Origin of the sequence: Pseudomonas sp. MIL19 (assembly GCF_028680365.1) — a bacterium.
Lineage (GTDB): Bacteria > Pseudomonadota > Gammaproteobacteria > Pseudomonadales > Pseudomonadaceae > Aquipseudomonas > Aquipseudomonas spirodelae.
Window position 1 is genome coordinate 1 of sequence record NZ_JAPPVG010000063.1, and the last position, 4,768, is coordinate 4,768.

3 protein-coding genes are annotated in these 4,768 nt (G+C 58.6%); all 3 read left to right on the forward strand.

Translation table 11 applies throughout. The annotated features are described in order from the left end of the window. Positions 1–298 precede the first annotated feature (298 nt). Positions 299–3,025, forward strand: a complete 2,727-nt coding sequence (locus tag N1078_RS19190) for a LuxR C-terminal-related transcriptional regulator (RefSeq protein ID WP_274089668.1) — start codon at positions 299–301, stop codon at positions 3,023–3,025. Positions 3,026–3,226: 201 nt separating this feature from the next. Continuing rightward, entirely contained in the window at positions 3,227–3,871 is a 645-nt protein-coding gene (locus tag N1078_RS19195) for an MBL fold metallo-hydrolase (RefSeq protein WP_274089669.1), read from the forward strand. A gap of 111 nt (positions 3,872–3,982) precedes the next feature. Beyond that, complete coding sequence (locus N1078_RS19200) at positions 3,983–4,639, forward strand: OmpA family protein (RefSeq protein WP_274089670.1); 657 nt, start codon at positions 3,983–3,985, stop codon at positions 4,637–4,639. The last annotated feature ends 129 nt before the right edge of the window (positions 4,640–4,768 follow it).

Here is a 4,768-nt window from a genome sequence, read left to right on the forward strand (position 1 = left end):
GCCTGAACCGCCGTGTACGGAACCGTACGCACGGTGGTGTGGGAGGACGGCGGCCGTGAGGCCGCCTCCTACCCGATCCTTGGTATCCCAAACGACTAACCTGAGAGCCTTCACTTGAAGGCGTAAAGGCGCTTCCTGAGTTTCTGTATATCTGCACGATGCTGATAAAAATGCAGCCTATGTATGACTAATCATTACTGTTTCCCGCCTGATCGCCGCAAGGGCTTCAAATGCGTGTACCAAGCCGCTAGGCTGCTAGAGATCGCTAGTGCCTCTGTCTGATATAAGAAAACAGCTGATGACTGATCTGTATCCCATTTCTGGCTTAGTTGCCGCGCCCAACGTATTGGGCGGGCATTTCTATCGGCCGCCGCTACCCGCCCGTTATGTACCGCGCCCAGCGCTGTGTGAGCGTTTGCTGGGCGGCTTGGCGGGGCGCCTGCTATTTGTTAGCGCGCCGGCTGGGTTTGGTAAAAGCTCACTGGCCATTGAGTTTTGTGAACATTTGCCCGAGCAGTGGCAAAGCCTGTGGCTGGGCTTGAGCTCACGCGACAGTGACCCTGGGCGTTTTCTTGAGCGCTTGCTCAGCGGGCTGCAGCCGTTCTTCCCCGGTGTCGGCAAGGAGGCTCTGGGGTTATTACGTTTGCGTCAGCGGCATCAACCGTTTGCTTTCGAAGAGTGGCTTGATGGTCTGCTCGATGAGCTGACGCTGCGCCTTGATCCAAAGCAGCCGCTGTTGCTGGTGTTGGACGATTACCATTTGGCCCAAGGCCCGGTTCTCGATCGTTGCCTGCAGTTTTTTCTAAATCATCTGCCGCCAGGGCTGGTGATGCTGGTAACCAGTCGCCAGCGCCCTGATTGGCATTTGTCGCGTTTGCGCCTATCGCGGCAACTGCTGGAGTTGCACGAGCAGGACCTGCGTCTTAGCGACAGCGAAAGTACCGAATTGCTTGCCTTACAGGGCTCTGAGTTGTCCGCAGAGGCGCTAGCGGTCTTGCTACTGCGCAGCGAAGGATGGGTGGCGGGCTTGCGCTTATGGTCACTGGCTGCCAGTGAGGCGCAGGCATCTGGCGTGCTGTCGACGTTGGCCCAGGGCGGTGACGGACTCATTCATGACTATCTGCTGGAGGAAGTAATCGAGCGGCAGCCCACAGAGGTGCAAGCCTTTCTCTATGAGACGGCCAGCCAGGAACGCTTCTGCGCTGAGCTCTGTGATGCCCTTCGCGATGCCCATGACAGCGCTGCGATTCTTCGTCATCTGCAGGCGCATCAGGTTTTTCTGGTGCCGCTGGATGAGCAGGGTAAATGGTTTCGCTACCACCATCTGTTTTCCGACTTGCTGCGCAGCCGTCCGCAGCCGTCGACCGGTTTGCATTTGCGGGCGTGTCGCTGGTTCAGCGGCGAAGGGCTGCTGGATGAAGCCATTGAGCAGGCGCTGCGGGCTGGTCAGCCGGATGTGGCGGCCAACCTGGTGCAGAATCTCTCCGAGGAGCAGCTACTGGCTGAGCAGAACGTCGCCACGTTGCTGCGCTGGAAGATGGATTTGCCCGACAGTTTGCTGACCAGTACCCCGCGTTTGATTCTGTTATACGGCTGGGCATTGGCGCTAGCTTGTCAGCTGGATGCAGCCGAAGAGCTTTTGCTTCAGCTGGGGAGCTTTTTGCCTGCACGCGACAGCGCTGAGCAGGAGGGCTTGTTGGCGCAATGGCTCGCCCTGAGCGGCGTGATTGCCCGCGGTCGTGGCGACAGTGCCAAGGCGCAGGCCTATTGCAGTGAAGCGCTGAGTTGTCTGCCACTGGACCGTTATGGTCAGCGGCTGATGTGCTTGTCCAGTCTGGCCAACCTGGCGATTGTGCACGGGGATCTGTGGCGCGCTCGCGGGCTGAATCGCGAGGCGTTGGAGTTGGCGCAGCGGGTCGGCAACCCACTGTTTGAAGCCCTGGCTCATTACGACCGGGCGCGGGTTCTGCAGGCGCGGGGGGAAGTACTTCGGGCGCTGGATGAAGTCCGTCTGGGCCTGCAGCGCCTTGATAAATTGCCGTCGCGGCGCCAATACGCGGTGCGCGGAAGATTGACTCTGTATGAAGGTCATCTGCTGAGCTTGCGCCTGCAGCCCCAGTTGGCGCGGCAGAAGCTTCTGGCCGGAATTGCTGAGGCGCGTAATTGCCGTGATATCAGTGTGCTGATCGGGTACTGCGTGCTGGCCAGCCTAGATGGGCGCAGTGGCAACTTGTCGGAGGCATTTGCCCATTTAGCCGAGGCCGAGCGGTTGATGCATATCTGGGATATTCCACCGATCTACTACTTGGCGATGATTACCCTGGCTAAATGTGAGCTTTGGTTACGCCAGGATCAGCATGAATTGGCCAGTGTTTGGCTGAGCCGCCTGCTGGATACCTATGGCGGCGAGCAGGCTGCTGCCGCGCCAGAATTCCACCCACAGCTACCGCTGCATATTCAGTTACACCTGGCCACCTACGAGCGCCTGCAGGGCGAAGCGGAGCAGGCCGAACGGCGCTTGCGTGGGCTGAGTCAGCTGGCGCATAACGCTGGTGGTCAGCTGCTGGGGGCCATTGCGCAGATGCAGCTGACGGCCATGCTGCGGGATGGCGGGCGTGAGCGTGAGGCGCAGCAACACCTGTGCAGTGCTTTGCAGAGCGCCGCAGGTGGTGGCCTGTTGCCCTTCTATGACGTGTTGAGCCAGCACCCCGAGTGGCTGCGTGAGCAGTTGCTGGCACAGGAAGCGACCCCCTTGATTGATGCCTTGCTGCAGCATCTACCGCGTACTGCGCAGGCGACCGCTCCTGAAGAAGACGATGCAACGCTCGTCGATGCGCTGAGCGCGCGTGAGCTGGGGGTTTTGGAGTTGATCGCCCAAGGCTGTTCCAATCAGCAAATCAGTGAGCGTTTGTTTATCTCGTTGCATACGGTAAAAACTCACGCGCGGCACATCAATAGCAAGCTCGGGGTCGAGCGGCGTACCCAAGCCGTGGCGCGAGCCAAGAGCCTGGGGCTGCTGCACTGATTCAACTGCCCGTTAGGTTGAGATTCCGTCTTGGTAGCTTGCACGGCCGGGGCGCGCCTAAATTAAAGCTTGGCTATTGAATCCACGAGGTGGTTGGCGCCACCCTTTGCCCTTGTTTGAGCATGCCACTGCAAGAACCAAAGTGACCCAGTGTTTTACGTTGGCGTGCCGTAACCGTGTCATGAATCTGCTGGAGTTTTCATGCAAACCGCTCAACCTGCGCTAATCCGCGAAACCTTCCCTGTAGGGCCTTTGCAGTGCAACTGCACGATCATTGGTGACCCGCTTAGCAAGAAGGCAATTGTGATTGATCCGGGTGGTAATCCCGAGTTGATCATGGCGCGCCTCGAAGCCCATGCCCTCAAAGTGGTCAGCATCATCCATACCCATGCGCACCTGGATCACTTTCTCGCATCCGGGCAGATGAAGGAATTAACCGGCGCGACTCTGCACCTGCATAAAGAAGATCAGTTCCTCTGGGATAGCCTCGAAATGCAGTGCCGCATGTTTGGCGTGCCTTACACGCCGGTGCCCGCGCCGGATCAGTGGCTGAGCGACGATCAGGCGCTTGATTGTGGATGTGGCGTAGCGCTGCACACCCCAGGGCACACGCCCGGTTCGATGAGTTTCTGGTTCCCGCAGGACAAGCTGCTGATTGCGGGAGACACGCTGTTCAAACGCGGTATTGGCCGAACCGATCTGTGGGGCGGCGATTACAGCACCATCGAGCGCTCGATCAAGCAGCGGTTGTATTGCTTGGATGAAGACGCCACTGTCGTGACCGGTCATGGTGCCGACACGCGATTGGGGGATGAAATGCGTGATAATCCGTTCGTTCGCGCATAGCTGCTGCGCCCTGTTGGCGTGCTGCATGGTCTGCAAAGGAACTTTGCGCATTGTTTAGGCTCAAAAAACTCAGCGAAAGCTCGCATCTAATTGAATTATAAGGAAGCACGCATGAACCTATGGCGAAATCTTGCAGTGGTCACCCTCGGTCTTGGCGTGCTCGCCGGCTGTACCACCAACCCCTATACCGGTGAGCGCGAGGCAGGCAAGGCGGGCATCTACGGTGGTATTGGCGCAGTCACCGGGGCGGTGATTGGTGCGGCCACGTCGAGCAAGAAGGATCGCGGCAAGGGTGCTTTGATCGGTGCGGCCGTGGGCGGTGCGGCTGGTGGTGGTTACGGTTATTACGTTGATACCCAAGAAGCCAAGCTGCGCCAGACCCTGCAAGGCACTGGTGTGCAGGTGCAGCGCAATGGCGATGACCTGAAGTTGATCATGCCGGGCAATATTACCTTCGCCAGTAACTCTGCGGATATTTCCAGCAGCTTCTATCCAACACTCAATTCCCTGGTTACGGTGTTCAAGGAATTCGACAAGAACGGTGTGGATATCGTCGGCCATACCGACAGCACCGGCTCCCTTGAGTTGAACCAGAATCTTTCCAACCGTCGTGCGCAGAGTGTCGCCTCTTACCTGAGCGCCAATGGCATTCCGGCTTCGCGGTTGTCGTCTTATGGTGCGGGCCCTAACCAGCCGATTGCCAGTAATGCCACTGAAGCAGGCCGTGCGCAGAATCGTCGGGTGGAAATCAACCTGCGTCCGCTGTAACTGAAGGTACGTCTAAAAGCCGCGCATTCGTCCCGAATGCGCGGCTTTTTTATGGTGCGCCAGGCATGGCGCGTAGCGCCGTGACTGGCGCTGTCGGGTTCACTGTGGTGGTGAGCCTGGCGACTTGGA

Excerpts from the sequence above, each read along its gene's own strand:
- N1078_RS19190 (WP_274089668.1), top strand. The coding sequence starts at position 299 with ATGACTGATCTGTATCCCATTTCTGGCTTAGTTGCCGCGCCCAACGTA.
- N1078_RS19195 (WP_274089669.1), top strand. The coding sequence starts at position 3,227 with ATGCAAACCGCTCAACCTGCGCTAATCCGCGAAACCTTCCCTGTAGGG.
- N1078_RS19200 (WP_274089670.1), top strand. The coding sequence starts at position 3,983 with ATGAACCTATGGCGAAATCTTGCAGTGGTCACCCTCGGTCTTGGCGTG.